The organism is Martinezella lusitana (assembly GCF_900094565.1).
GTDB classification, from domain to species: Bacteria; Pseudomonadota; Alphaproteobacteria; order Rhizobiales; family Rhizobiaceae; genus Rhizobium; species Rhizobium lusitanum.
The window spans coordinates 45,496-70,625 of record NZ_FMAF01000003.1; the positions used below are offsets into that span (position 1 = coordinate 45,496).

Here is a 25,130-nt window from a genome sequence, read left to right on the forward strand (position 1 = left end):
AAGACATGAGCATTGACGCCATAATCCGTCCAGCTACCCTGTTTGTCGCCGGTATCCTCGGCGGCGGCGGCGTTGCGCTCGCAGCGGCGGCTACCCACGGCGGCGATACGCATTTTCTCGGCGCCGCCTCCACCATGTGCCTCGCCCACGCCCCTGCCCTGCTGGCGCTTTACGCCGGCTATGACCGCATTCGTACGGCACCGCTCGCCGCCCTGCTGCTGGGACTTGGAACGCTGATCTTCGCCGGCGATCTGATCAGCCGCCACTTCGGCGGCAGCTCACTGTTTCCCCTGGCCGCTCCGACGGGAGGATTCGGCATGATTTCGGGCTGGGCGGCGATAGCGCTGGGCGCCTTCTTCAGGATGGGCCGGGCAAAAGCATGAACGGGCAGCGCAAATTACCGCTAGCATGGGCAAGCTAAGCTACGCCCTCTCAAATCCCGGAAACCACAGTGAAGCCTTCGAATTGCGGCGGGCCCCAATAGAGCCTCTTGTTTTCACCCGCGCTGCGGTGTGCCAGACGGAAGTTTTCGGATTTCGTCCAGTTGAGGAAATCCTCTTCGCTGCGCCAGGTGGTGTGCGACGAAAACAGCGTGTAGCCCTCATCCATATTCGTCTTGCCACGCAGGAGACGAAACTCGAGAAAGCCGAGCACTTCGGACAGTTGCGAATCCCGCTCCCGCCACACCGTTTCGAAATCGCTCTCCAAACCGATGACGACTTTGAAGCGGTTCATGGCGATGTACATGGCAACCTCGTTGGACGATCAGACCTTCTTGCGACGGGCGACAGTCTTATTCACGCCCGGTGCAAAGGCAATGACATTCGCGCCGTCCCGGGTTGCTTCGACCAATGGGCGATCCGGCGTCTCGCCCGGAAACCGTGCCTTCCAGGCAGGAAAGGTCGTTACGTTCGGCGCGCGCCGCTGTTCCTCGGCGCGACGCATCAGCAGTTCGTACAGTTCGGGCACCAGCCCGTCGCTGTTCTGCGCGGCCAGCTTGTGCAGGCCGATCAGCATAAACCCCTCGGGGTCACCATCGATCATTGGGAAACGTCTCGTTCTTTCATGGTCTGTAGCGCCCGCTCGAGGCTGGACTTGCTGCCGTTGCGCAAGGGAATGAACGCCTTGCCGAATTTCTTGCAGCCAGTCTTCACCCGCAGGCAGGCATCGTGGCTGATACAATCGATCGGGCAGAAGACGCAATCGACGGAAGGCAACACCGTATCGATGCGCGAGACTGCCTCACGCAAGCCGCCATCATGATGGATCAGCTCAGCTCCGAAGTTGCTGGCGATCTGGCGCAGATGCGCCACCTGGCAATCGCGCCCGCCGACATAGAGGAAACTGCGCCCGTCGAGACTGGATTTCCCCGGAACCTCCGCCGGCGCCTGTGCCTGGCGGCTCTCGCGGCCAAAATCCTTCTTCCCCTTACGCGCCATGCATCACCCGTTTGCTGGTTGCTCTCGAGCACTCGATTCCATCGAGCGCGAGGCGACCATATTAAACATGAGTTTTAGAGTAAAGTATAAAGTTGAGGTTTTTCATCATATTTCAATGCAGCCGATAGGCCGTTCCGCTTTCAGCCGGTCTCTAGGGGCTAGCGCCCTGTAACCTGAACTTCCTGGGTGAAGGACCAACTCGGCTTGCCCCATTCTGGCGGCAATGGCGGGAACGGCGCGGCTCGCCGAATACCGTCGGTAACAGCCTCATCCAACTCAGGAATGCCCGAACTCCGCGCGATCGACAGTGAGGTCAAGTCACCACTCGAACCAATCGTAAGGCGAACGCGCACTGTAATGCCGCCTTCGTATTTCGACGAAAGGCGCACGGCACGACGGATACGCGATTGAACTTTGCCCGGATAGTTGGCAACCGCAGCGCTGCCCGAGCCCGTTCGGCGAGCATTCGATTGTGAATTCGTATCGGATTGCGCCGTCTCGGTACCGTCGACAGACCCTTTCTTCGAATCCTGCTGGCTCTCACCCCTCGATCCCGACTTCGCCTTCACAATCTTTGCGACCGGCTTCTTGATTTCCTTCGGCTTCTCGACAGGCTTCGGCTTTTCAACAGGCGTTACGACTTCCGGTGCCGGCTGGACCGGTTGAGCCTCAACCGCCTCGCTATTGACGGGCTGAACCGGGTCGACCGGCTGCACCACGGTCATCTCGGCCGGCGCCTGTGTCGCCAATATCTGCGGCTGCTCGGAGGTTACTGTCTCGGGCTGGGTCTGCTCGTCCGGCTGGACGGCTTCAGCCGTTTCGACCGGCTGCGTTTCCGCGGTTTGCGGCTGAACGACATCGGGCTGAGGCACAGGGGTCTCTTCAGGCGTAACTTCGGTGGGTTGAACCGCCTGTGGCTGAACAGCCTCTGCCGTCACCTGCTCCGGCTCGGGCTGCTGATTGTCTTCGCCCGCCGCCATCTGATCGGCATCGGAATTGCCGATCATGATAACGCTGACGGTATCGCCCGCTTCCTCCTGCGCATCTTCCGGCGCCGCAATGAAGGTTAGCAGCAATATTACGACAACAACGGCATGAAACAGGCAGGACCCCATGCCGGAGAAAAGAAGGGACGTTGTGCGTGCCGCTATGGTCTTGCTCGGCCTCTCGGGCAGCGCATCCATCGGCAGCGGTTCCGCCGTCTCAGCGGAAGCGGGTTCTGCAGGATGGTTCGGAAAAGAGCCGATCTGCGTAAAGCGGCTATAATGCATCACCGCTTCGCCGGCCGGCGGTCGCGATACGCCCTCGAAGCCGGTCAGTTCGTGCCCTGGAAGCACACTCGGATAATTGTCATTCATGCCACCGCCGGCGCGGCGCCGCTCCATGGAAACCTTGGCCGAGCGCGTCGCCATGGCCTCAGCCTTCGAAAGGAACTGATGTCTGCGAGCGGGTCGTCAACGCGGCCTTGCACTCGCCCGCCGCAGGGCCATCGCACACGGGCGTGTCGTTGATGATGATGCGGGAGACGGTCTCGCACTTCACGCCGGGCATATCGAATTGCCGCACCCGCTTCTTGCCGAGCGGCAGGTCGCGGAAGTCAAGCACGGTGACGCGATCGACCGCGTTCTTGTCGTTGAAAAAGGCAAGCTCGAAGGAGATCTTGTTGATCGGCGCCGCCATGTCGTTTTCGGCGACGAAGGTCATCATGCATCCCTTCTGGGACGGCGCCAGCGCATTGAGTTCGACGTTGAGCTTGCGCGCGGCCGTTGCCGGAGCCGCGCCTGCATCCTGGGCAAAGGCCGGGACGCAAGATGCCGCGGCCAAAAGCCCCGAAGTAACGAGTGCCAAAATCGTTTTCGTCAGCATCGCCCATGTCTCCCGAATATGTCCTGACAAGCACCTGCCCGGGCCTTCCGCCTAAGCGTGCATCGCCGAAATTTTTAAACTTGACTTTATCAGTCTTCTATTGCGTCTTTATGGAACCATGAGTATGTGAGTCAAGTTAAATTTGGCCGCAACGCTGTTCGGCCTCCGATGAATTTTCAGGCAAAACTAAACAGGATGATCGCTGAGAAGACCCCAACGCAGCCGGCGCATTACGCGGCCGCCCAAGACATACGAATTGTCGAGAGCACGGATATTTTCCGGGGCCAGACCGAAATCATGATCAAGCACGAAGGCGTCATCTACCGCATGAAGATCACGCGCCAAGGCAAGCTCATACTCAACAAATAGGCATGACAAATGACTGAGACGACCAGACCGACCCCCGCCGCCATTCGCGCCTTCCGCGCAGAAAACCCGAAGATGCGAGAGCGCGACATCGCCGCCCGCCTCGATATTTCCGAAGCCGCCCTGGTCGCGGCCGAAGTCGGCATCTCGGCCATCCGCATCGATGCCGACGCCAACCGCTTTCTCGAGCGGGTCGCCTCGCTCGGCGAAGTCATGGCCCTGTCGCGCAATGAGAGCGCCGTGCATGAAAAGATCGGCGTCTACGAAAACATCAAGTCCGGCGTGCAGGCCGCGATCGTTCTCGGCGAGAATATCGATCTGCGTATCTTCCCGAAGCGTTGGGCGCATGCCTTCGCCGTCACCAAGATCGATGGCGACCAGAAGAAGCTGAGCCTGCAGTTCTTCGACAAGGCAGGCGACGCGGTTCACAAGGTGCATCTGCGCCCTGATTCGAACGTCGACGCCTATCACACCATCGTTGCCGAACTGCGGGTCGAAGATCAGTCGCAGGAGTTTGCCGAGGATCGCTCCGGCTATGACAATGGCGAAACCGATGGCGACGTAAGCCGCGACGAACTGCGCGATCACTGGAGCCGCATGACGGACACGCACGAATTCTTCGGCATGCTGAAGAAGCTGAAGATCGGCCGTCAGGACGCCATCCGCACCGTCGGCGACGACTATGCCTGGAAGCTGGAAACCGGCGCGGTCGGTGAAATGATGCAGGCTTCGGTGCGCGAAGGCCTGCCGATCATGTGCTTCGTCGCCAACGAAGGCACCGTCCAGATCCACTCTGGTCCGATCTTCAACGTGCAGACCATGGGCCCTTGGATCAACGTCATGGACCCGACCTTCCACCTGCATCTGCGACAGGATCATATTGCCGAGGCCTGGGCCGTGCGCAAGCCGACCAAGGACGGCCACGTCACTTCGCTGGAAGCCTACAACGCCAAGGGTGAGATGATCATCCAGTTCTTCGGCAAGCGGAAGGAAGGCTTCGACGAACGCCGCGATTGGCGCGCGATCATCGAAAATCTGACGAGAGCCGGCGCCAGCGTCGCTGCATGAGAGATGGCTTATGACGATATTTAGGAATTTCAAGCGCATCAGACCGTGGGAAGTCACCCTGACCTTGGTGGTGATGGCCTTGCCTCTCGTGCCGGCAAGCCCGATCGCCGGATTTAGCAGCCTCGTGCGGCACGCCCATGCCACAGAGACGACCAAGAAGCTGGATACCACGCGCCTCGTCTCCATCGGCGGCGACGTCACCGAGATCATCTATGCGCTCGGCGAGGAGAAGCGGCTGATCGCCCGCGATTCCACCAGCCTCTATCCGAAGGAAGCGACCACGCTGCCCGATGTCGGCTATATGCGAGCCCTGTCCCCCGAAGGGATCCTCGCCGTCAACCCGACCGCGATCATCGCCGTCGAAGGCTCCGGCCCGCCGGAAGCGCTGGCCGTGCTGCGCAATGCCAGCCTGCCCTTCGAGACCGTGCCGCAGACCTATGATCGCGACGGCATCCTGAAGAAGATCGACGTCGTCGGCTCCCTGCTCGGCGTGCCGGAAAAGACGAAGGCCCTGGAAGACAAGGTCGCCGCCGATCTGGATGCCGCCATTGCCGATTCCGCCAAGCGCCCCGAGGCCGAGCGCAAGCGGGTGCTCTTCGTGCTCAGTAATCAGAACGGCAAGATCCTCGCTTCGGGCACCGATACCGCCGCCGACGGCATCATCAAGCTTGCCGGCGCCGTCAACGCGATCACCGGCTTCACCGGCTACAAATCACTGACGGACGAAGCAATCATCGACGCCAAGCCTGATGTCATCCTCATCATGGATCGCGAGGGCCCGTTGTCGATGACGAATGACGATCTCCTCAAGCAGCCGGCGATTTCCTTGACGCCCGCCGCCAGCCATAAGGCGATCGTGCGCATGGACGGCCTGCATCTGCTCGGGTTCGGACCGCGCACCGCCAGCGCCGTTCGCGAGCTCAACGCAGCCGTCTACGGAGGCTGAGGTGGCATTCAACGATACCGTGACGGGGCTGAAGCAGATGTCGCAACGTACGACATACCGTCGCGATGGGGATCGCACCGCGCTTGCTGTTCTCGTCCTCGTCGGCCTCGTTCTCGTTTCGGCTATTGCTTTTGCCTTCTCGATCACGACAGGCGCATCGAATGCTTCGATCATCGATGTGATCGTCAGCATGGCGACCGGCAGTGCCGACAGCGCGCTGAGCAATCGCGACCGCATCGTCATCTTCGACATACGCCTGCCCCGCGCCATCCTCGGCTTCCTGATCGGCGGCGGGCTGGCGGTCTCGGGTGCGGTCATGCAAGGGCTGTTCCGCAACCCGCTGGCCGACCCCGGCCTGATCGGCGTTTCCGCCGGCTCCAGCCTCGGCGCGGTGGCCATGATCGTGCTCGGTGGCGGTGGCCTTGCCCCGGTCGCCCACCTCTTCGGCATTTTTTCCCTGCCGATCGCCGCCTTCATCGGTGGCCTGGTGACGACGGTGCTGCTCTACAGGGTGGCGACCCGGCATGGCCAGACATCCATAGCCACCCTGCTGTTGGCCGGCATCGCCCTCGGCTCGCTTGCCCTGGCGGCTACGGGAATCCTGATCTACATGGCCGACGACCGGCAATTGCGCGATCTTACCTTCTGGAGCATGGGATCGCTTGCCGGCTCGACCTGGAGCAAGGTGATCGGTGCCGGACCGATCATTGTTCTTTCCCTCTTGCCGCTCCCCTTCATGGCACGTGGCCTCAACGCTCTGACACTCGGCGAAGCAGCGGCGTTCCACATGGGTGTCGCCGTGCAGCGGTTGAAAAATGTCGCGATCGTCAGCGTGGCTGCGGCCGTCGGCGCCTCCGTCGCCGTCAGCGGCGGCATCGGCTTCGTCGGCATCGTCGTGCCGCACATACTGCGCATGATAATCGGGCCGGATCATCGCTTCCTGTTGCCGGCCTCCGCGCTGCTCGGCGGCTCGTTGCTGATCGTTGCCGATGTGGTTGCCCGCACCATCGTTTCCCCGGCCGAACTGCCGATCGGCATTCTGACAGCCGGCGTCGGCGGACCATTCTTCCTGTGGATGCTGTTGCGGCAGCGCTCGCGCCTCAGCCTGTGAGCCAGCGATGATCGATGTTTCCAATCTCGTCGTCCGGCTCGGCGGCAAGGCCGTCGTGAAGGAAGTCTCTTTTGCGGCTGAGCCGGGAACGCTGACGGCGATCTGCGGACCGAACGGCTCTGGCAAGACGACGACGATGAAGGCAATTTCAGGCGAGCTGGCCTATCAGGGTTCGGTGCATATGAACGGCTCGGAAATCGGTAGCCTGCAGGCGTGGCAGCTCGCCGAAATGCGAGGCGTGCTGCCGCAGGCAAGCTCCATCTCCTTTCCTTTCACGGTTCGCGAAATCGTCCGCATGGGCCTGACTACCGGCCGCAACAGTCGTCCGGAACAGGCTGACCGCATAGCCGCGGACGCACTGGCCCGCGTCGATCTCATCGGGTTCGAGGGACGCTTCTACCAGGAGCTTTCCGGCGGCGAACAGCAGCGCGTGCAGCTCGCCCGCGTGCTTTGCCAGATTTCCGAGCCCGTCATCGAGGGCAAGCCCTGCTGGCTGCTCCTGGACGAGCCGGTTTCCAGCCTGGACATCAGCCACCAGCTGACCATTATGACGCTCGCCCGCCAATTTTGCCGACGCGGCGGCGGCGTTATCGCTGTCATGCACGATCTTAATCTGACCGCCCTCTTCGCCGACCAGATGGTTCTGCTCAAGGAAGGCCAGCTGCGGGCCGCCGGCCCGGTCAAGGAGGTCTTGCAAGACCGGCATCTGCAGGATATCTTCGGCTGCAATCTAAGGGTCAATCGCATTCCCGCCGACGGTGTACCCTTCGTCCTCGCCCACAGCGCCCTCCCCGGCTGAGCTTCCCTTAAGTCACGCGCTTTGGAACTTTTCATTGCATCCACGCGTTGAGGTATAGTGATGGGAATAAATGTTCCGCACGCTCACCCACCTAGTGCGCCGCGCAATATCCGATCATAATGATAGGTGGCGCTCCATCGGCGCCAAGCAACGCAATAAACGACGAAAGGGAGCTCAAACATGGCTTCATCCATTCTCCATTCGACGCGCAAGCGTAACGGCAGCAGCCTGCACGATGTCGAGGCAAGCATCGAAGACCAGATCGAATCCCTGCGCGAGGAAGTTGCAGCCTTTGCCAAACTGATTGGCAATAATGGTGCAAAGCAGGGCAAGAAATTGCGCGCGAGGGCCGAGTCGGGATTCGACGACCTGACGGTTCGCGGCGAGGAATTGCTACGCGACCTGCAAAAGGGTTATACACGGGGCTCTCGCGAAGTCCGCAGGACCGTTCGCCAGCATCCGGTCGCCACGGTCGGCGCGGCTGCGGCATTCGGACTTGCAATCGCTCTGCTTCTGTCACGCCGCTAGGAAGTTGGCATGCTCGCTCCGATTCTCGGCCTGCTCTTGTCCGGCTCTATCAATCGCACCGTTGCGCGAACCAAGCGCAACGGTATTTTCATCGCCATAGCAGTCCTTCTTCTGCTGACGGGCTACGCCTTTGGGCTGATCGCCGCCGCGATATCGCTGGCGACCATCTATGGCGCCGCAGTCGCGGCACTTCTGATCGCCGCAGGCGCACTCTTGCTAGGTTTGATTGTCTTAGTCGTCATGGCGATCGTCAACAAACAGGAGCAACGCCGAGCCCGCGAACGGCGGCTCGCATTGGAATCTGCAGCAGCAGCGGTACTCGGCCTTGTCAGGAAGCAACCGCTGATGACAGCGGCCATTGCCGCCGCGCTCGTGTTTGGCAATGTATTCGGATCGAGCGACGACGACGATTGACGCCTCACGTAGAAAAAAGCCGACGCAGGGGCCGGCTTTGAGAAACGCATCAGGTGTAAAACATAATGAAAAATGGGAGGACGCCCGGCTGTATCAAATACTGCCGGGCTTTTTGCTATCAGAAAGCGAATGCCTTGGAGGTAAGCGGCGCCGACGTCGCATCAGGCCCAAAGTCAGCTTCACCGGAGATGTCGAGCAATTCCTGCAGGCGCTGGCGAGCGCGGTTGACGCGGCTTTTGATCGTGCCGATGGCGCAGCCGCAGATCTCCGCAGCCTCTTCATAGGAAAAGCCGGAAGCGCCCACCAGGATGATGGCTTCCCGCTGATCCGGCGGCAATTGATCCAGCGCCTTGCGAAAGTCCTGCAGGTCGAGCGCGCCGTATTGCGAGGGATGTGTCGCCATCGATTCAGTAAAGATGCCGTCGCTGTCTTGTACCTCGCGCCCGCTCTTGCGCATCTGGCTATAAAGTTCGTTGCGCAGGATGGTGAAGAGCCAGGCCTTCATATTCGTGCCCATCTCGAAATGATCCTGCTTGGCCCAAGCCTTCATGATTGTGTCCTGCACAAGATCATCGGCACGGTCATGGCGCCCGGTCAGCGAAATGGCGAAAGCACGAAGACTCGGCAGAGCCGCGAGAAGTTCGCGCTTGAAGCTCGATTGCGTTTCCATCACGCCCACCCCTATTCGGACACCTTTACGGAAGCCATGCGCTCTGCCTGATCCAACTTCTCAAGCAGATCAAGAAAGCGATCGGGAATGACTTCGTCCTGCATAGCAGCGTAGAAGGAACGCAGGCGGTTGCCGATCTGATTGTTGGGGTCGAGGATATCCATCACGCGTAGGTCTGATGCCTTGTTGTCCGCTTCCTCATTATTCTGAATTGTCATTTAACCTGCTCGCTTCTCATGTGTCGCGTTCGTGGGTCGGGTATGCTTCCTGCCTCCCGTCCGGAAGACCGGCAAACCTCTCCAGAACTGTTTCCTAACGAATCGTAAAGGATGAAGCCAACCGTTTGTAAGCATTGTAATGCGACTGGCTAAAAAAAGTTCCGACAAAGAGGAACTTTTTTACTCAACTGACGTTTGTTAGTCATTGCGGCCTCCGGGCTGTATTTTAATTAGAATGTGATAAAAGGCGGGAGCCATTGATGACACTTTCCACACGCATTGCGCCGCACCTTCCGTATTTGCGTCGCTACTCACGTGCTTTAACCGGAACGCAGACGTCAGGAGACGCCTATGTTGCTGCGGTTTTGGAAGCTATCATCGCCGATATTTCCATATTCCCGGATACGGACAACGACCGCGTTGCACTCTATAAACTGTTCACAAAGCTGTTCGGTTCCCTGACCCTACAGATTCCTGAACCGAATTCGCCCTACGCATGGGAACAGCGCGCCTCGGTAAACCTGTCCAAGGTCTCTCCGGTTGCGCGTCAGGCGTTTCTACTTGCCTCCGTTGAAAGTTTCCGTCTCGGCGAGATCGCCGATATTCTCGATGTATCGGAAAGCGACACGATGCATCTGCTTGATGTGGCATCGCAGGAAATTTCGCGGCAGGTAGCGACCGATATTATGATCATCGAGGATGAGCCGCTGATCGCCATGGATATCGAGCAGATGGTGGAAAGCCTTGGGCATCGGGTCACGGGCATCGCTCGCACCCATGCCGAAGCGGTCGCGCTGCATAATGCCACCAAGCCCAGCATGGTGCTTGCCGATATTCAGCTTGCCGACGGCAGCTCGGGTATCGATGCCGTCAACGATATCCTCAAGACTGCAAACATCCCGGTCATCTTCATCACCGCGTTTCCAGAACGCCTTCTGACCGGCGAGCGACCGGAGCCGACCTTCCTCGTCACCAAGCCCTTCAATCCGGACATGGTGAAGGCTCTTATCAGCCAGGCTCTTTTCTTTAACGAAACCACAAAGGTGGCCGCCTGATTCAATTGAAACCTCCGTCGCGGAACAAAGGTGATAGCCGGACGTTTTGGTCCGCGGCGATCGGTTTACCGACTGTTATCCCGCACGATTTTATAGATCGGTCCGAGTTCTTCCGATTGAGAATGTCCCCGTCGGTGGACATCTCGAAATTCGAGTGAAAGGCACGCCGTGAATACGTCTGAACCATTGTCCGGCGCGCCTTTGAGTTTGGAAGGCAAAGCCGCTCTGATGGAGCGGGCGCTTGCTAGCGCCAATGTATCCGTCCTGTTTCAGGACACGACACTCGCAATCCGCTATGCCGACAACCTGCCCGAGCACCTCATGCCATCTTTGCTGATCGGCGGCAACGATTACCATTTGTTCGGCGACAAGGATGGCGAGCATCTTACGCTGCTGAAGCGGGGCGTGCTTGAAAACGGCAGGGCCGTGACCGCCGAAGTAGAAATTGCAAGCGGCGACGGCGTGCGCATCTATGAGCTGAAAATGGAACGCGTTGGTGGCCGCAAGGCGCAAGGCGTGCTGTCCGTCATCTCCGAAGTCACGGAAAGCCGCCACCGCGAAAAAGTTCTGAAGTCGCTGCTGCGCGAACTGTCGCACCGCTCCAAGAATCTCCTGGCGATCATTCAGGGGATTGCGACGCAGACGGCGCGCCACACGCTTTCCCTCGATAATTTCCTGATCAAATTCCGCGGCCGCCTGCAATCCCTGTCGAATTCGCAGGATCTCATTACCGACTCCAGCTGGCGCGGCGCATACTTGTTCGAGCTTGCCGAGAAGCAGTTCGCTCCCTATTGGCCCGATGCCGGCGTCCCCATGCCGATCTACGGCATCAATGCACATCTGACACCCAATGCCGCCGTGCATCTCGGGCTTGCCCTGCATGAACTGATCGTCAACTCCGCGTCGCACGGCGCCATTTCAGCGGGGGCAACCAGCATCACGCTGAATTGCAAGGAAGCCGAGCTGGACGGGAAGAAAGCCATAGAAGTGGCTTGGCTGGAGCGTTTCCACGCGCCTGCCGACCATGAATTTGAGGATAACAGTTTCAGCCGCACGGTGCTCGAACGAGTCGTGCCGACTTCCATGAACGGGCGTGCCCAGTTCACCATCAGCGACGGCAATATCGGCTATCACCTCACCATTCCCGAGACAGAGTATGAAATACTGAGACGCCGCTGACGGCGTCAAGAAAACAGCCAGTGCGAGGGCGACGCACTGGCTGCTTTACACTCATCGGGAGGGGACCGTGAGTAGAAGTCCGATGATGGCTTTGGGCGCGCATCAGGAGATGCGATCATCATCCGGACGCTAGGTAAACGGGGCAGCAGGGCCTTGGTTCCACGCGATCACGAAAAAAATCATTTTTTCTTCACATCCATCGCAACCGCGAAATGACGCCGGCTACGTTCCGGCGGCTGTCCCGCGCCATGGCGAAACCGCGCAGCCTTCGAACGCCCTCATCTGAAGATCACAAGAAAACCTGTCAAAGCATATAGTTGAACGACCCGACGCAGTCCTCCCGGACGCTTGCCCGCCACGGCCGAAATGTGTGCCCAGGCAATTTCAAGGGTCAAAATTTTACCGTTTGATAAATTTTTTATCCTGAGTTACCGTTCTTGCCACTAGCCGTTTACTATAAGAGGGAACTTCAATGGGACGACTGGAAACTGGGATTCATAAAGGCAGGCTGACGCCCGCCGAATATGATGCAAACTTTTCCGATCTTCACCCGCGCCTGAACAATCACGAGGCGCTGGTCGCAGCCGACCGCTGTTATTTCTGCTACGACGCGCCGTGCATGACGGCCTGTCCCACCTCCATCGACATTCCGATGTTTATCCGCCAGATTTCGACAGGCAATCCGATCGGCTCGGCCAAGACGATCTTCGATCAGAACATCCTCGGCGGCATGTGCGCCCGCGTCTGTCCCACCGAACAGCTCTGCGAGCAGGCTTGCGTGCGCAACACCGCCGAAGAGCGTCCGGTCGAGATCGGCCGGCTGCAGCGCTATGCGACAGATGCCGCAATGGCTGAGAACAAGCAGTTCTATGCCCGTGCCGCCACGACCGGCAAGAAGATCGCCGTCATCGGCGCCGGTCCGGCCGGTCTTGCCTGCGCCCATCGCCTCGCCGTGAAGGGCCATGAAGTCACTATCTTCGACGCTCGCGAAAAGGCCGGCGGCCTCAACGAATACGGTATCGCCACCTACAAGGCAGTCGACGATTTCGCCCAGAAGGAAGTCGAATACGTGCTCGCCATCGGCGGCATCGAGGTGAAGAATGGCCAGGCGCTCGGCCGCGACTTCAGCCTGTCCGACCTCTCCCAGCAATATGACGCCGTCTTCCTCGGCCTCGGTCTTGCCGGCGTCAACGCATTGCGCGCCGAAGGCGAGGATCTCGACGGCGTCGCCGACGCCGTTGCTTATATCGCCGATCTGCGCCAGGCAAACGACAAGGCCGATATCGCCATCGGCCGCCGCGTCGTCGTTCTCGGCGGCGGCATGACCGCAATCGATGCGGCCGTGCAGGCAAAACTGCTCGGCGCCGAGGAGGTGACCATCTGTTATCGCCGCGGCAAGGAATACATGAACGCCTCGGAATACGAGCAGGATCTCGCCGCCTCCAAGGGCGTCATTATCCGCCACTGGCTCGCCCCGAAGCGCATTCTCGACAAGGACGGCAAGGTCGCCGGCATCGAGGTTGAATATACCGAGCTGCGCGACGGCAAGCTCACCGGCACCGGCGATGTCGGCGTCATCGCCGCGGACCAGATCTTCAAGGCGATCGGCCAGACCTTCGAGGCCTCCGGCCTCGGCGCCCTGCGCATGGAAGCCGGCCGCATCGCCATCGACGGCGAAAGCCGGACCTCGGTCGAAGGCGTATGGGCCGGCGGTGACTGCGTGCTCGGCGGCGACGATCTGACGGTTTCAGCCGTCGCCCAGGGCCGCGACGCGGCCGAATCCATCAACCATGCGCTCGCTGCCGCCCAGTCGGCCGCCGCAGTCGCCTGAAAGGAGAATCGAAATGGCTGATCTCCGCAATAATTTCATCGGCATCAAGTCTCCGAACCCGTTCTGGCTGGCCTCCGCGCCGCCGACCGATAAGGCCTACAACGTCGAACGCGCCTTCAAGGCCGGCTGGGGCGGTGTCGTCTGGAAGACGCTCGGCGAGGAAGGCCCGCCGGTCGTCAATGTCAACGGCCCGCGCTACGGCGCGATCTGGGGCGCCGACCGCCGCCTGCTCGGCTTGAACAACATCGAGCTGATCACCGACCGCGACCTCCATACCAACCTGCGCGAAATGAAGCAGGTTAAGAAGAACTGGCCTGATCGTGCCTTGATTGCCTCGATCATGGTTCCCTGCGTCGAGGATGCATGGAAGGCGATCCTGCCGTTGGTGGAGGACACCGAAGCAGACGGCATCGAATTGAACTTCGGCTGTCCGCACGGCATGTCGGAGCGAGGCATGGGTGCTGCGGTCGGACAGGTGCCGGAATATATCGAAATGGTCGTGCGCTGGTGTAAGCAATACACCCGCATGCCCGTCATCACCAAGCTGACGCCGAACATCACCGACATCCGCAAGCCCGCCCGCGCCGCCAAGGCCGGCGGCACTGATGCCGTATCGCTGATCAACACGATCAACTCGATCGTATCAGTCGATCTCGACAATTTCGCACCGAACCCGACCGTCGGCGGCAAGGGCAGCCATGGCGGCTATTGCGGCCCGGCGGTCAAGCCGATCGCGCTCAACATGGTGGCCGAGATCGCCCGCGATGCCGAAACCTACGGCCTGCCGATATCAGGCATCGGCGGCATCACCACATGGCGCGATGCGGCCGAATTCCTGGCGCTTGGCGCCGGCAATGTGCAGGTCTGCACGGCGGCGATGACCTATGGCTTCAAGATCGTCGAAGAGATGATCACGGGCCTTTCAGACTGGATGGACGAGAAGGGCCACCGCAGTCTGGACGACATCATCGCCCGCGCCGTGCCGAATGTCTCCGACTGGCAGTATCTCAACCTCAATTACATCGCCAAGGCCAAGATCGACCAGGATGCCTGCATCAAGTGCGGCCGTTGCTACATTGCCTGTGAGGATACCTCGCACCAGGCAATCACCAACATGGTTGATGGCGTCAGGCATTTCGAGGTGATGGACGAGGAATGCGTCGGCTGCAACCTCTGCGTCAGCGTCTGTCCGGTCGAGAACTGCATCACCATGGAGGAACTGCCGGCCGGCAGCCTCGACAAGCGCACCGGCAAGATCGTCGATCCGAACTACGCCAACTGGACGACCCATCCGAACAATCCGATGGCGCAGCAAGCGGCGGAGTAAGCCTCTCTCCACCAGTCAACATTGCACCCACGTCCAACGACGTGGGTGTAAAAAGCCAGGGCGGTAGAGAGTGGCGGTAAAAATGCCCAATTATGGTTGGCGGATGCCGAGCCCATCGACGAAGAGCTTTTCCAGATAGCGCGCAGCATCCTCGAACCGCCCCTCGCCCGAATGCTCTTGCCCGAGCACCGCGCGCACCTGCACGTCGAAGTCAGCATAATGCTGCGTCGTCGACCAGATGGAGAAGATCAGGTGATAGGGGTCGCATTTGGCGATCTTGCCGGCCTTGGCCCAGGCACGGATGACCTCCGCCTTCTCGTCGACAAGGCTCTTCAGCGGCCCGCGCAGCTCATCCTCGACATGCGGCGCCCCCTGCAGCATCTCATTGGCGAAGAGCCTGCTTTCGCGCGGGAAATCGCGGGCCATTTCGAGCTTGCGGCGGATGTAGGAGCGGATCTCGCTTTCAGGATTGCCGTTGGCATCGAAGGCACGCAACGGCTCCAGCCAGGTAAACAGCACCCGGTCTATCAGCGCCCGATGCATGGCCTCTTTCGTGCGGAAATAATAGAGCAAATTGGGCTTCGACATGCCCGCCACTTCGGCGATCTGATCGATGGTCGAGCCGCGAAAGCCGCTTACGGAAAATACATCGAGTGCGGCCTCGAGTATGATTTCCTCTTTTTCTTCCTGAATCCGGGTGCGGCGTTGGGTGCGGGCGGCTCTGGGGATGGCCATATCTGCTCTGTTTCTCCTTGAAATCCAAGCCTTTCGGCCAAGCTCTCATTCACCCTGTCAGCGCTTTGAATTTAGGCAATCGCCTGAAATTTTATCGGAATTTTTCGTGCTTTTCGTCTTGAGCCGCGCCACGGAAGTTGTAATGTTTACCAATCGGTCAAATTATCTGTCAGATGTCTCTTAAAGGCAACTGGCGATTTCCCGAGGCGATAAAAACAAGTAGACGCTTCGGGTAGACCATCGGGAACAATCGGGCATGCACCTTGCATGCCCCGGGACGAAACAGGTGAGGATTGCATCATGGTGGCAGCGCCAGGCGAGAACATGCGTATCAATGGCGATCGCCTTTGGGACGCATTGATGGACATGGCGAAGATCGGCCCCGGCATTGCCGGCGGCAATAATCGTCAAACGCTGACCGATGCCGACGCCGAAGGACGCAGCCTTTTCAGGACATGGTGCGAAGACGCCGGCATGAAAGTCGGTGTCGACAAGATGGGCACCATATTTGCGACCCGCGCCGGCACCGATCCAAACGCACTACCGGTCTATGTCGGCTCGCATCTCGATACCCAGCCGACCGGCGGCAAATATGACGGCGTGCTCGGCGTGCTCGGCGCCCTCGAAGTCGTTCGCACCATGAACGATCTCGGCATCCGGACCAAGCATCCGATCGTGGTCACCAACTGGGCCAATGAAGAGGGCGCACGCTTTGCTCCCGCTATGCTCGCCTCGGGCGTCTTTGCCGGCGTACACTCGCTTGACTATGCCTATGGCCGTAAGGATCCGGAGGGCAAGACCTATGGCGAGGAGCTGAAGCGCATCGGCTGGCTCGGCGACGAAGAGGTCGGTGCCCGCAAGATGCACGCCTATTTCGAATATCATATCGAACAGGGCCCGATCCTCGAGGCCGAAGAGAAAACCATCGGCGTCGTCACGCACTGTCAGGGCCTGTGGTGGCTGGAATTCACGCTGACCGGCAAGGAAGCTCATACCGGCTCGACGCCGATGAACATGCGCGTCAATGCCGGTCTCGCCATGGCGCGGATCGTCGAGATGGTGCAGAGCGTGGCGATGGAGAACCAGCCGGGCGCCGTCGGCGGCGTCGGCCAGGTGTTCTTCTCGCCGAACTCGCGCAACGTGCTTCCCGGCAAGGTGGTCTTCACCGTCGACATCCGCACGCCCGACAAGGCGAAGCTCGATCGCATGCGCGCCAAGATCGAGGCCGAGGCGCCTGCCATCTGCGACGCCCTCGGCGTCGGCTGCTCCGTCGAGGCCATCGGCCATTTCGAGCCTGTGACCTTCGACCCGAAGCTAGTAACCGCGGTGCGTAGCGCCGCCGAGAGGCTCGGCTACAGCCATATGAACATCATCTCCGGCGCCGGCCACGATGCCTGCTGGGCCGCCAAGGTGGCGCCGGCCACCATGGTCATGTGCCCCTGCGTCGGCGGCCTGTCGCACAACGAGGCCGAGGAGATTTCCAAGGAATGGGCGACCGCCGGCGCGGATGTGCTGTTCCATGCGGTCGTCGAGACGGCGGAGATCTTGGCTTGATCACGGCTCGCGCCCAGCCATCCCCCGTGTCCGCCCTTCGGCACCTTCTCCCCGAGGGGAGAAGGGGATTTCCGCCGCAGCGCCATCTTTCTCAAGGAACCGTTGGTACAATCAGAAATTGTTTATCGCCGAAGACTCGCCACACCTCTCCTTCTCCCCTCGGGGAGAAAGTGGCCCGAAGGGTCGGATGAGGTGGCGCCACGGATGCCAGCCTCTTAAGAACAGGGAACAAACGTCATGAGCACAGTCATCAAGGGTGGAACCATCGTCACGGCCGACCTGACCTATAAGGCCGATATCAAGGTCGAAGGCGGGAAGATCGTCGAGATCGGGCAGAACCTGTCGGGCAACGAGGTGCTGGATGCCTCCGGCTGTTATGTCATGCCGGGCGGCATCGATCCGCATACGCATCTCGAAATGCCGTTCATGGGCACCTATTCCTCCGACGATTTCGAGAGCGGCACCCGCGCAGCGCTCGCCGGCGGCACGACGATGGTGGTCGATTTCGCCCTGCCCTCGCCCGGCCAATCGCTGCTCGAAGCGCTGACCATGTGGGACAACAAGTCGACGCGGGCGAATTGCGACTATTCCTTCCACATGGCGATCACCTGGTGGGGAGAACAGGTCTTCAACGAGATGGAGGCCATTGTTCGCGACAAGGGCATCAACACCTTCAAGCACTTCATGGCCTATAAGGGCGCGCTGATGGTGGATGACGACGAGATGTTCTCGTCCTTCCAGCGCTGTGCCGAGCTCGGCGCATTGCCGCTCGTCCATGCCGAAAACGGCGACGTGGTCGCGCAGATGCAGGCAAAGCTGCTGGCCGAAGGCAATAACGGGCCGGAGGCACATGCCTACTCCCGTCCGGCCGAGGTCGAAGGCGAGGCGACGAACCGCGCCATCATGATCGCCGATATGGCCGGCTCGCCCGTCTACATCGTCCACACCTCCTGCGAACAGGCCCACGAAGCCATCCGCCGCGCCCGCCAGAAGGGCATGCGCGTCTATGGCGAGCCACTGGTCCAGCACCTGACGCTCGATGAAAGCGAATATGCCAACCCCGATTGGGATCACGCCGCCCGCCGCGTCATGTCGCCCCCCTTCCGCAACAAGCAGCATCAGGACAGCCTCTGGGCTGGCCTCGCCTCGGGCTCGCTGCAGGTGGTCGCAACCGACCACTGCGCCTTTACGACAGAGCAGAAGCGCTTCGGCCTTAACGATTTCACCAAGATTCCGAACGGCACCGGCGGCCTCGAGGATCGCCTGCCGATGCTCTGGACCCATGGCGTCAAGACCGGTCGCTTGACCATGAACGAGTTCGTCGCCGTCACCTCCACCAACATCGCCAAGATCCTCAACATCTATCCGAAGAAGGGCGCGATCCTCGTTGGCGCCGATGCCGATATCGTCGTCTGGGATCCGAATCGCTCGAAGACCATCACCGCCAAGACGCAGCAGTCGGCGATCGACTACAACGTCTTCGAGGGCAAGGAAGTGACCGGCCTGCCGCGTTACACGCTGACCCGTGGCGTCGTCGCCATCGAGGAAGGAACGGTAAAGACGCAACAAGGCCACGGCGAGTTCGTCAAGCGCGAGCCGTTCACCGCCGCCAACCGGGCGCTTTCGACCTGGAAGGAAGTCACCGCGCCGCGCAAGGTTCAGCGCAGCGGCATCCCCGCAAGCGGGGTGTGACGCTTGGCCCCAGCCGTTCGGCCCATCGGTTTATCAACGTGGCACATGCCGCTCCAGATCCGGCAGCAGGACGACGCTTTCCTGCTCGTTCGGATCGGTGCGGGCGATGACGGCTGTCGCCGGCCGGTCGCTGAGATTTGCGGGAAGATGCGGGACGCCGGCCGGAATGTAGAACATTTCGCCCTCGCGAACGATAACGTGTTCGTCCAGCTGATCGCCGAACCAGCAATGCGTCTCGCCGGAAAGTGCATAGATCGCCGTCTCGTGCGACGCATGCAGATGCGCCTTGGCGCGGCCACCCGGCGGAATGGTCAGAAGATGCATGCAGATGCCCGTCGAACCCACTGTCTCGGCGGCGATCCCCTCGAAATAGCTGAAGCCCTGCTTTCCGGCATAGGTGCTGCCGGGCCGCACGACACGACAGGTGGGCTTTGATGACAAACTCATGGCATTGCTCCTCTGGATCCGGCAGCCGCGCGGCGCCCTGGTTTTCCAAAGCTACAGCAATGCCAAACTGGATAACAAGCAATCCGCCCCGACTGCGTGGCGAAAATAGGACTGGTAGGTGTTAATGACGTCGTCCGCTTCCTCCGTCGTCTCCGCGCGGAACCTCTGTCTCACCTATGATACGAATGACGGGCCTGTGCATGCGCTGAGCAATGTCGATCTCGATGTTCGAAAGGGCGATTTCGTCTCCTTCATCGGCCCTTCCGGCTGCGGAAAGACTACATTCCTGCGCGTGATCGCCGATCTGGAGCGGAAAACCTCTGGCGATATCACCGTCAATGGCATGACGCCGGACGAAGCGCGCAAGGCCCGTGCCTACGGTTATGTCTTTCAGGCGCCCGCACTCTACCCCTGGCGCACCATCGAAAAGAACATTGCCCTGCCGCTGGAAATCATGGGCTATGCCAGAAACGAACAGGCCCAGCGCATCGCTCAGACGCTCGACCTCGTCAATCTCAGCGGCTTCGAGAAGAAATTCCCCTGGCAGCTTTCGGGCGGCATGCAGCAGCGCGCCTCCATCGCTCGCGCGCTCGCCTTTGACGCCGATCTTCTGCTGATGGACGAGCCCTTCGGCGCGCTCGACGAGATCGTTCGCGACCACCTCAACGAACAGCTGCTGAAGCTCTGGAAGCGAACGAACAAGACCATCTGCTTCGTCACGCATTCCATCCCCGAGGCAGTCTATCTCTCCACCAAGATCGTGGTCATGTCCCCTCGCCCCGGCCGCGTCACGGATGTCATCGAATCCACGCTTCCGCTCGAACGCCCGCTCGGCATTCGCGAAACGCCTGAATTCCTGGAGATCGCCCATCGTGTCCGCGAAGGTTTGCGGGCCGGACACAGCTACGAGGAATAGGATCATCATGAACCCGCAATTCCTCCTCTGGCTCACCGGCGCGATGGCGATCTTCATCAGCGGAGCGACCGCCTCGCGCGCCTATATCGCCAACAACAACATATTGGTCCTGATCCTGGCGCTCATCCTTTATTGCATCGGCAACCTGATGATGGTGCGGCTCATACGCGAGGGCGGGCTGGGTCTGGCGATATCAGCCTCCTCCATTGCCCAGCTCATCGTCGTCAACATCATCGCCTTCCTCGTCTTCGGCGAACGGCTGAGCCTGCCGCAGCTGGCTGGCGTCGGGCTCGGTATCGTTGCCATGGCGCTGATGCTGCTGCCGGCACAAGGGAGGGCATGACCGTGGAGAAGCAGCAATTCTTCAGACACAAGTTCGTGCCGGTCGCAAGCATCGTGCTCGCGATCGTCGTCCTCTGGTATGTCTTCGCGGTTGTGCTCAACGCGCCGTTCCAGCGCGATCTCGATCGCCGCGGCAATGTCACCTCGACGACGATGGAATTCATAGGCAAGACGCTGGCCCAGCCGAAACCGATCCTGCCGGCACCCCATCAGGTGGCGCAGAATGTGTTCGAAAACACCTTTCTGCGGGCGCTGACCAGCAACCGCAGCCTGGTCTACAATGCCTGGGTGACCTTGTCCTCGACGGCAGTCGGCTTCGCCTTCGGCACGGTTCTCGGCATCCTGATCGCGGTCGGCATCGTGCATGTGGTGGCTCTTGACCGCAGCCTGATGCCCTGGATCATCGCATCGCAGACCGTACCGATCCTCGCCATCGCGCCGATGGTCGTTGTCGTGTTGGGTTCGATCGGCATCACCGGCCTTATTCCCAAAGCGCTGGTCTCGACCTACCTCTCCTTCTTCCCCGTCGCCGTTGGCATGGTCAAGGGACTGCGATCGCCGGAAACCATGCATCTCGACCTGATGCGCACCTACAATGCCAGCGCCATGCAGACCTTCTGGAAACTGCGGGTTCCCGCGTCGGTCCCATTCCTCTTCACCTCGATGAAAGTTGCAATCGCAGCGAGCCTGACCGGAACGATCGTTGGCGAACTGCCAACGGGCGCAGTCGCAGGCATCGGCGCCAAGCTCCTCGCCGGCTCCTATCAAAGCCTGACGATCGATATATGGGCGACGCTCGTCGCCGGCTCGATACTCGCCGCCGTGTTGATTGCCATCGTCGGCATCGCGGCGCGTATCGTCGATCGTGCTATGGGAGGTCGGGCGGCATGAAGAATTCTCATCTGTCGTGGCAGGGCACACTCTCTCTTCTTCTCTGCCTTGTGGCGCTCCCGGCGCTGCCGCTGCTCGCAGCAGATGCAGCAACGCCCATCAGCAGCGGAACCACTTTCGTCATTTTCATTCTCATTGCGTCCGCGGCCGCGATTTCCTTCATGAACCTGTCCGCCACCCTCAGCGCGGCGATCCTCTTCTTCGCCGCGCACGCAGCGGCCTGGCTGCTGCTGGCCGGAATATCGGGTAATGAAGGCAACGCGCTTGCGTCGTTTTTTATCCTGCTTGCCGCTGCCTGGCTGCTTGCCTGGCGTTGCGTCTCGATCTTGTCGACCATCCGCGTGCACTCGACCGCCGACAGCTATACGTTACGATTGCTCATTCCCGCGATCTTCGGCGTCTGGATCATCATCATCTGGGAAGCGGTGACGCGCGGGGCCGGCGTCCCTTTCATCCTCCTGCCGCCGCCGAGCGCCATCGGCGCGCGGATTGCCGGCTCCATCTCGATCCTGTGGACGGACGTCCAGCAGACGATCTTCCGATCGGTCCTGATCGGCTACACCATCGGCTGCGCCAGCGGCTTCATCGTCGCTATCCTCGCCGACCGCTTCACCTTCCTGCGCCGCGGCCTGCTGCCGATCGGCAATCTCGTCTCGGCATTGCCGATCATCGGCGTTGCGCCGATCATGGTCATGTGGTTCGGCTTCGATTGGCAGTCCAAGGCCGCCGTCGTCGTCGTCATGACCTTCTTCCCGATGCTGGTGAACACGGTGGCCGGCCTGGCGGCAGCCGGCAATATCGAGCGCGACCTGATGCGCACCTATGCATCGAACTACTGGCAGACGCTGCTGAAGCTGCGCCTGCCGGCCGCCGCTCCCTTTATTTTCAATGCGCTGAAGATCAACTCGACCTTGGCTCTCATCGGTGCCATCGTAGCGGAGTTCTTCGGCACTCCCATGTCGGGCATGGGCTTTCGCATCTCGACCGAAAACGGCCGGTTGAATCTCGACATGGTCTGGGCTGAGATCGCGGTCGCCGCGGTCGCAGGCTCCGTCTTCTACGGTATCGTCGCCATTATCGAGAGAATGGCGACGTTCTGGCATCCGTCTATCCGCAGTGGGCAGACGTAATCCGGGATCTCCTCAAGGGATCAAGGCATAACTTCAGAGGGAAAAGGGTGAAAACATGAAAAAACTGATGTTCGCATTGATGGCAAGCGCTATGACGCTGGCCGCAACCCAGGCCGCGACGGCCGCCGACAAGCTGACGCTGCAGCTGAAATGGGTGGCCCAGGGCCAGTTCGGCGGCTATTTCGTCGCCAAGGACAAGGGCTTCTACAAGGAAGAAGGCCTCGACGTCGACATCAAACCGGGCGGCCCGGATATCGCCCCGGAACAGGTGATCGCCGGCGGCGGCGCCGACGTCATCGTCGACTGGATGGGTGGCGCGCTGGTTGCCCGCGAAAAGGGCGTGCCGCTGATCAACATCGCCCAGCCCTTCGAGAAGTCCGGCCTGGAATTGATCTGCCCGAAGGATGGCCCGGTCAAGACGGAGAAGGATTTCAAGGGACATACGCTCGGCGTCTGGTTCTACGGCAACGAATATCCCTTCTTCGCCTGGATGCACAAGATCGGCCTGAAGACCGATGGCGGCAAGGACGGCGTCACCGTGCTGAAGCAGAGCTTCGATGTGCAGCCGCTCGTCCAGAAGCAGGCCGACTGCATCTCGGTCATGACCTACAATGAATACTGGCAGGCAATCGATGCCGGTTTCAAGCAGGAAGACCTGACCGTCTTCAACTATACCAAGCTCGGCGTCGACCTTCTGGAAGACGGCCTCTATGTCAAGGAAGACAAGCTGAAGGATGCGAAGTTCAAGGCCGATATGGTCAAGTTCGTCCGCGCCTCGATGAAAGGCTGGAAATATGCCGTCGAACATCCGGATGAAGCCGCCGGGATCGTCATGGACAATGGCGGCCAGGACGAAAACCACCAGAAGCGCATGATGGGCGAAGTCGCCAAGCTCATCGGCAGCGGCAAGCTCGACGCGAAGCTTTATGATCGCACCGTCGAGGCGCTGCTTGACCAGAAGATCATCAACAAGAAGCCGACTGGCGCTTATACGCATGAGATCACGGACGCGGCCCTGAAATAGTCTCAGGCATCGCGAACAACCGAAACGCGCGAGGTTTCATGCCTCGCGCGTTTTTTTTCATTTTGTAACAGCAGCAACAAAAAGCTGGCCTTATCGCGGCACTTGCACGAAAAGCTCACAACTATCAACTATTCGAATGCCGACATCACAATGCCGTGATTGCTTCGCAGAGTTGCGATGGGTAAAATTACCCGCGAAATCATTTTCTCGTGATCTTGTGAAATTTGGAAACCGCTCCCATGTACAGGAGCGAATTTAGGATGAGGGACCTGCAGGCATGACAGACGGATATTGATCCGCCGGAGTAGCCGGCCCGCACGCATTGATCCCCGTGTTCGCGACGGAAAACAGCGAAATCCTTTTACCGAGATGCCGAACTGGAACCGGACGCATGGCCCTTACGCCGTTTAGATTTCTAAGCACGACCGCAATCATGCTTTCCTTGTTGGCCGCACCCGCCGCGCTGGCGGAGGAGCCTGCCGTCACGACCCCGAAGCAGAACCTGCCGGCGATCGTCATTACCACCGCCACGATGCGCAAGCTGGTCGACAGGGTCGTCGCGACGGGCACGGTGAAGGCCGTCGAAGAAATCTACATCCAGCCGCAGGTCGATGGCCTCTCCATCCGCTCGCTCAATGCCGATGTCGGCGACAAGGTCGAGGCAAACAGCACGCTCGCCACGCTGAACGAAGACGCGCTGATCCTGCAGAAGAGCCAGATGCAGGCCACGCGCGCCAAGGGCGAGGCAAGCCTTGCCCAGCTGCACGCGCAGCTCGCCGAGGCTCACGCCAACGCGGAAGAAGCTGAATTGCAACGCGTCCGCGCGGTCACAATGGGCGCCAAGGGCACGATGTCGACCTCGTCAGTCGAGCAGGCAAACGCGTCGGCCGCAGCCAACAAGGCTCGCGTGGGGTCCGCCGAACAGGCGATCGCGGTCGCCGAAGCCGATCTCAAGGTCACCGACAGTCAGATCGCCGACACCGACCTGAAACTTGCCCGTACCGGCATCAAGACCCCGGTCGCAGGCACGGTTGCCTCGCGCAACGCCCGCGTCGGCGCCATCGCCAACGGCAGCGGCGATCCGCTCTTCACCATCATCCGCGACAGCCAGCTTGAACTGGTGGTCGACGTTTCCGAAAGCGACATCACCAAGATCGCCACCGGGCAGAAGGCTTTGATTTCGCTCTCCGGCAGCCGCGAAAAGCTTGGCGGCACCGTCCGCCTCGTCGCGCCTGTCGTCGATTCCGTTACTCGCCTCGGCGCGGTGCACATCACCATCGACGAGGGCGACAAGGCGCGTGCCGGCATGTACGGCAGCGCCGAGATCGTCATCCGGCAGGAAGAGGGTGTCTCCCTGCCGCTGACCGCCGTCAATAGCGACGAAAACGGCTCTTCCGCCCGCAAGGTCGAGAACGGCGTCGTCAAGTTCGTCAATGTCGAGACCGGCATCCAGGACGGAGCCTATGTCGAGATCCTCAAAGGCCTGACGGCCGGCGAAGATGTTGTCGCCAAGGCCGGCGCCTATGTCCGCGACGGCGACCACATCACGCCCGTGCGCGAAACGCCGCAAGCCTCCAACTGA

The 25,130-nt window shown here is 60.4% G+C and carries 29 protein-coding genes; 20 read left to right on the forward strand and 9 right to left on the reverse strand.

Going from position 1 to position 25,130, the window contains the following annotated elements:
* Positions 1-5: 5 nt before the first annotated feature.
* Entirely contained in the window at positions 6-383 is a 378-nt protein-coding gene (locus tag GA0061101_RS06510; protein WP_092573290.1) for a DUF423 domain-containing protein, read from the forward strand.
* 49 nt (positions 384-432) lie between these two features.
* On the opposite strand, the gene hmuQ is transcribed toward GA0061101_RS06510, so the two are convergent.
* From hmuQ to GA0061101_RS06535, 5 genes are all read right to left on the reverse strand, one after another.
* A complete protein-coding gene (gene hmuQ / locus GA0061101_RS06515) occupies positions 433-747 on the reverse strand; it encodes a heme-degrading protein HmuQ (protein WP_037195102.1) in 315 nt (104 codons plus the stop codon).
* Between the two features lie 18 nt (positions 748-765).
* Positions 766-1,044, reverse strand: a complete 279-nt coding sequence (locus GA0061101_RS06520; RefSeq protein ID WP_092573291.1) for a hypothetical protein — start codon at positions 1,042-1,044, stop codon at positions 766-768.
* Positions 1,041-1,439, reverse strand: a complete 399-nt coding sequence (locus GA0061101_RS06525; RefSeq protein WP_037195104.1) for a DUF2325 domain-containing protein — start codon at positions 1,437-1,439, stop codon at positions 1,041-1,043. The genes GA0061101_RS06520 and GA0061101_RS06525 overlap by 4 nt, the downstream gene beginning before the upstream one ends.
* Before the next feature lie 158 nt (positions 1,440-1,597).
* Positions 1,598-2,851, reverse strand: coding sequence for an energy transducer TonB family protein (locus tag GA0061101_RS06530; RefSeq protein WP_092573292.1), 1,254 nt, complete (start codon positions 2,849-2,851; stop codon positions 1,598-1,600).
* Between the two features lie 4 nt (positions 2,852-2,855).
* Complete coding sequence (locus GA0061101_RS06535; RefSeq protein ID WP_047562451.1) at positions 2,856-3,305, reverse strand: hypothetical protein; 450 nt, start codon at positions 3,303-3,305, stop codon at positions 2,856-2,858.
* A gap of 195 nt (positions 3,306-3,500) precedes the next feature.
* On the opposite strand from GA0061101_RS06535, the gene hemP reads away from it, so the two are divergent.
* The 7 genes from hemP (at position 3,501) to GA0061101_RS06570 (ending at position 8,537) form a co-directional block, all read left to right on the forward strand.
* Positions 3,501-3,674: a hemin uptake protein HemP gene (gene hemP / locus GA0061101_RS06540; protein WP_037195115.1), complete on the forward strand. Its 174-nt coding sequence runs from the start codon at positions 3,501-3,503 to the stop codon at positions 3,672-3,674.
* Between the two features lie 9 nt (positions 3,675-3,683).
* On the forward strand, positions 3,684-4,739 hold the full coding sequence (locus GA0061101_RS06545) for a hemin-degrading factor (protein ID WP_047562449.1): 1,056 nt from the start codon (positions 3,684-3,686) through the stop codon (positions 4,737-4,739).
* Positions 4,740-4,749: 10 nt separating this feature from the next.
* Positions 4,750-5,685 carry a heme/hemin ABC transporter substrate-binding protein gene (locus GA0061101_RS06550; RefSeq protein ID WP_047562448.1) on the forward strand — a complete coding sequence of 312 codons (936 nt, stop codon included), beginning with the start codon at positions 4,750-4,752 and terminating at the stop codon, positions 5,683-5,685.
* A gap of 37 nt (positions 5,686-5,722) precedes the next feature.
* On the forward strand, positions 5,723-6,796 hold the full coding sequence (locus tag GA0061101_RS06555) for a FecCD family ABC transporter permease (protein ID WP_092573529.1): 1,074 nt from the start codon (positions 5,723-5,725) through the stop codon (positions 6,794-6,796).
* A gap of 7 nt (positions 6,797-6,803) precedes the next feature.
* A complete protein-coding gene (locus tag GA0061101_RS06560) occupies positions 6,804-7,595 on the forward strand; it encodes a heme ABC transporter ATP-binding protein (RefSeq protein ID WP_092573293.1) in 792 nt (263 codons plus the stop codon).
* A 180-nt stretch (positions 7,596-7,775) separates the two neighbouring features.
* Positions 7,776-8,123: a glycine zipper domain-containing protein gene (locus GA0061101_RS06565; protein WP_037195129.1), complete on the forward strand. Its 348-nt coding sequence runs from the start codon at positions 7,776-7,778 to the stop codon at positions 8,121-8,123.
* A 9-nt stretch (positions 8,124-8,132) separates the two neighbouring features.
* The gene (locus GA0061101_RS06570) at positions 8,133-8,537 is read left to right on the forward strand and encodes a hypothetical protein (RefSeq protein WP_092573294.1); all 405 of its coding nucleotides are present in this window, start codon (positions 8,133-8,135) and stop codon (positions 8,535-8,537) included.
* 118 nt (positions 8,538-8,655) lie between these two features.
* Here the strand turns inward: GA0061101_RS06570 and GA0061101_RS06575 are convergent, their stop codons facing one another.
* Together GA0061101_RS06575 and GA0061101_RS06580 are read right to left on the reverse strand one after the other, a co-directional pair.
* Entirely contained in the window at positions 8,656-9,207 is a 552-nt protein-coding gene (locus GA0061101_RS06575; RefSeq protein ID WP_034505427.1) for an RNA polymerase sigma factor, read from the reverse strand.
* 11 nt (positions 9,208-9,218) lie between these two features.
* Entirely contained in the window at positions 9,219-9,425 is a 207-nt protein-coding gene (locus GA0061101_RS06580) for a NepR family anti-sigma factor (RefSeq protein ID WP_037195131.1), read from the reverse strand.
* A 260-nt stretch (positions 9,426-9,685) separates the two neighbouring features.
* Between GA0061101_RS06580 and GA0061101_RS06585 the strand changes: the two genes are divergently transcribed.
* From GA0061101_RS06585 to preA, 4 genes are all read left to right on the forward strand, one after another.
* Positions 9,686-10,480: a response regulator gene (locus GA0061101_RS06585; RefSeq protein WP_037195132.1), complete on the forward strand. Its 795-nt coding sequence runs from the start codon at positions 9,686-9,688 to the stop codon at positions 10,478-10,480.
* Between the two features lie 186 nt (positions 10,481-10,666).
* Positions 10,667-11,659, forward strand: a complete 993-nt coding sequence (locus GA0061101_RS06590) for a sensor histidine kinase (protein ID WP_047562439.1) — start codon at positions 10,667-10,669, stop codon at positions 11,657-11,659.
* Positions 11,660-12,131: 472 nt separating this feature from the next.
* Positions 12,132-13,490 (forward strand): NAD(P)-dependent oxidoreductase, encoded by a 1,359-nt coding sequence (locus GA0061101_RS06595; RefSeq protein WP_092573295.1) that lies wholly within the window; start codon positions 12,132-12,134, stop codon positions 13,488-13,490.
* A 13-nt stretch (positions 13,491-13,503) separates the two neighbouring features.
* Positions 13,504-14,817, forward strand: a complete 1,314-nt coding sequence (preA, locus tag GA0061101_RS06600) for an NAD-dependent dihydropyrimidine dehydrogenase subunit PreA (RefSeq protein ID WP_037195136.1) — start codon at positions 13,504-13,506, stop codon at positions 14,815-14,817.
* A 90-nt stretch (positions 14,818-14,907) separates the two neighbouring features.
* On the opposite strand, the gene GA0061101_RS06605 is transcribed toward preA, so the two are convergent.
* Complete coding sequence (locus tag GA0061101_RS06605; protein ID WP_037195138.1) at positions 14,908-15,552, reverse strand: TetR family transcriptional regulator C-terminal domain-containing protein; 645 nt, start codon at positions 15,550-15,552, stop codon at positions 14,908-14,910.
* 300 nt (positions 15,553-15,852) lie between these two features.
* On the opposite strand from GA0061101_RS06605, the gene GA0061101_RS06610 reads away from it, so the two are divergent.
* Complete coding sequence (locus GA0061101_RS06610; RefSeq protein WP_092573296.1) at positions 15,853-17,106, forward strand: Zn-dependent hydrolase; 1,254 nt, start codon at positions 15,853-15,855, stop codon at positions 17,104-17,106.
* Between the two features lie 237 nt (positions 17,107-17,343).
* On the forward strand, positions 17,344-18,798 hold the full coding sequence (gene hydA, locus GA0061101_RS06615; protein ID WP_092573297.1) for a dihydropyrimidinase: 1,455 nt from the start codon (positions 17,344-17,346) through the stop codon (positions 18,796-18,798).
* Positions 18,799-18,831: 33 nt separating this feature from the next.
* Here the strand turns inward: hydA and GA0061101_RS06620 are convergent, their stop codons facing one another.
* Positions 18,832-19,245, reverse strand: coding sequence for a cupin domain-containing protein (locus GA0061101_RS06620; protein WP_092573298.1), 414 nt, complete (start codon positions 19,243-19,245; stop codon positions 18,832-18,834).
* 124 nt (positions 19,246-19,369) lie between these two features.
* Between GA0061101_RS06620 and GA0061101_RS06625 the strand changes: the two genes are divergently transcribed.
* The 6 genes from GA0061101_RS06625 to GA0061101_RS06650 all read left to right on the forward strand — a co-directional run bounded on the left by GA0061101_RS06625 (position 19,370) and on the right by GA0061101_RS06650 (position 25,130).
* Positions 19,370-20,161: an ABC transporter ATP-binding protein gene (locus GA0061101_RS06625; RefSeq protein WP_037195157.1), complete on the forward strand. Its 792-nt coding sequence runs from the start codon at positions 19,370-19,372 to the stop codon at positions 20,159-20,161.
* A gap of 7 nt (positions 20,162-20,168) precedes the next feature.
* The gene (locus tag GA0061101_RS06630; RefSeq protein WP_092573299.1) at positions 20,169-20,504 is read left to right on the forward strand and encodes a hypothetical protein; all 336 of its coding nucleotides are present in this window, start codon (positions 20,169-20,171) and stop codon (positions 20,502-20,504) included.
* On the forward strand, positions 20,501-21,394 hold the full coding sequence (locus GA0061101_RS06635) for an ABC transporter permease (protein WP_092573300.1): 894 nt from the start codon (positions 20,501-20,503) through the stop codon (positions 21,392-21,394). The genes GA0061101_RS06630 and GA0061101_RS06635 overlap by 4 nt, the downstream gene beginning before the upstream one ends.
* Positions 21,391-22,524, forward strand: coding sequence for an ABC transporter permease (locus GA0061101_RS06640; protein WP_092573301.1), 1,134 nt, complete (start codon positions 21,391-21,393; stop codon positions 22,522-22,524). Before GA0061101_RS06635 ends, GA0061101_RS06640 begins: the two co-directional genes overlap by 4 nt.
* A gap of 55 nt (positions 22,525-22,579) precedes the next feature.
* The gene (locus GA0061101_RS06645; RefSeq protein ID WP_037195165.1) at positions 22,580-23,548 is read left to right on the forward strand and encodes an ABC transporter substrate-binding protein; all 969 of its coding nucleotides are present in this window, start codon (positions 22,580-22,582) and stop codon (positions 23,546-23,548) included.
* Positions 23,549-23,939: 391 nt separating this feature from the next.
* A complete protein-coding gene (locus tag GA0061101_RS06650; protein ID WP_037195167.1) occupies positions 23,940-25,130 on the forward strand; it encodes an efflux RND transporter periplasmic adaptor subunit in 1,191 nt (396 codons plus the stop codon).